2 protein-coding genes are annotated in these 1969 nt (G+C 68.0%); both read right to left on the minus strand.

The genetic code is table 11. The features are described 5' to 3' along the window. On the minus strand, nt 1-1367 hold a 1367-nt coding region (htrA, locus tag AC2VOG_RS20020; RefSeq protein ID WP_486941567.1), incomplete at its 3' end, for a serine protease HtrA. 95 nt (nt 1368-1462) lie between these two features. After that, nucleotides 1463-1927: an anti-sigma E factor RseA gene (gene rseA, locus AC2VOG_RS20025; RefSeq protein ID WP_486941568.1), complete on the minus strand. Its 465-nt coding sequence runs from the start codon at nt 1925-1927 to the stop codon at nt 1463-1465. Nucleotides 1928-1969 lie beyond the last annotated feature (42 nt).

Consider the following 1969-nt stretch of genomic DNA (forward strand, 5'->3'; position numbering starts at 1 on the left):
CGGTTGCCGACCTTGACCACCACGTCGTTTTCCTTGATGCCGCCCTTTTCCGCGGGGCCACCGGCTTTGACGTTGGCGACCTGGGCGCCCTGCGCGATCGCGTTGCTCACCGAGCGGGCACTCAGGCCCAGCGTCGGATGAACGATCTTGCCGTCCTTGATCAGCGCCTGCGCGACGACTTTCGCTTCGTTGACCGGGATCGCGAAACCCAGTCCGCTGGCGCTGTCGGACAGTGACTTGCCGGCGGTGTTGATGCCGATGACCTGCGAGTCCATGTCGATCAGCGGACCGCCGGAGTTTCCGTGGTTGATCGAGGCATCGGTCTGGATGGCATCGATGACGGTGTCGGTGTCAGAACCCTCGCCCGACAGCGGAATTGGGCGATGCAACGCGCTGACGATGCCGTGCGTCACGGTGCTGCGCAGACCCAGCGGCGCACCGGCGGCCAGTACCTCGTCGCCGACGCGCACCTTGTCGGAGTCGCCGAGCCTGGCGACCGTGAGGTTGTTGACGTTGTCGACCTTGAGGACGGCCAGGTCGGTCTTGGGGTCGCGGCCGACCAGGTGGGCGGGAACTTCCTTGCCGTCGTTGAAGACGACCGTGGTCTTGAACTGGCTCGGGCTGTTGGCCGCTTCGGAGATGACGTGGTTGTTGGTGACGATGTATCCGCGACCATCGACCACGAAGCCCGAACCCTGCATGCCCTCCTGATCGCTGACCGACTGGATGGTGACCACCGAATCAGCCACTGCTGCAGCGACTTTAGCGAACCGGCCAGCTGGCGATTCGTTATTGTTGTTGGTCGACAGGGTCACCTTGGAGGTGGTGAAGGCCTCGACGACCTCGGCCGTCTTGCGCCCTACCACGCCGCCGACCAACCCGATGAGCAACGCGAGCACGGCGAGCACCAGCAGCGCCGGATACGACACCCGGCCGCCGAACAGCACATCGCGCACCCCGAGCACATCCCGGCCGGCCACGGCGCCCTGGACCGCAGGCGTGACCGCCGGATCGCCCAGGGCGGCGGCAGCGCCGGGGTCGCGCCACGGGTCTTCGGGGTCTTCGATTTCGCCGTTGACTCGACCGGCTTCGAGGGCGCCCGCATCAGCGGGGTGACGCTGCAGGGAGTCGGCGCCCGGGAAGGGGCGGCCGAACGCCTCGGTCAGAACCGGGTCGGCGGGTGCGGTGTGCGGATTGAACTCAGCGGAGTCGCGGTACTTCGACGGGCGCACCCGGTCGGCGACAAACGAGCCCTGCACGCCGTCGGGCCGTCCGAAGGCCTGACCGGTCGCGGTATCGACGGGCGGGCGGGACACGGGACGCGGCGCCAGCCGAGGGGCGCCGTTGTTGTCTTGATCGGAGCTCACGTCATCCTTTTCCGAGCGCTGCGCACACCAGCACCATGGATTCGAGCACGGCGCCGAGCACCGGCTTGGCCAAACTGGTCACCACCCTACCGAGGCTAATGGCGCTCGCGCCTGTTGCCGTCGGAGAACCGGTCGCGCATCGTCGTCGGCCGGCCACGATCTGGGGGCGGGCCACTGTTGCCGGACCCACGGGGGCCGGGCGGCCGGCGGATGCGCTCGGTTTCGGCCTCGCCCTCGGGCGGACAGTGCGGGATCTGCGAGAGCAGACCGAGCAGCGCGCTGGGGACTCTGATCGGATTCGAATCGCGCAGCGCGGAACGGGCCCGACGATGGCCGTCGACCTCGGCGGCGCATTCCGGGCACAACGAGATGTGGTGGGCGGCCCGCAGATGCGCATTCATCCGCAACTCGCCGTCGACGAAGGCCGAGATCGCCTCAATCGACAGGTGCTCGGTGGAGCCGAATTGCCGCGGAGCGCCGACCGGCGCATCGCTCTGGGAGGCGAATTGGGCGGGAACCCAGGAGAAGGCCCGGCGGAACACGTGTCCCCGCTCGACCATCACCACCTCCTCTCGGTGTCGCTCCGCACCTTCTCGACACGA

This window comes from Mycobacterium sp. TH-M11 (genome assembly GCF_057473725.1).

Coding starts and splice junctions, on each gene's coding strand:
- rseA (WP_486941568.1), bottom strand. CDS start 1,927: ATGGTCGAGCGGGGACACGTGTTCCGCCGGGCCTTCTCCTGGGTTCCC.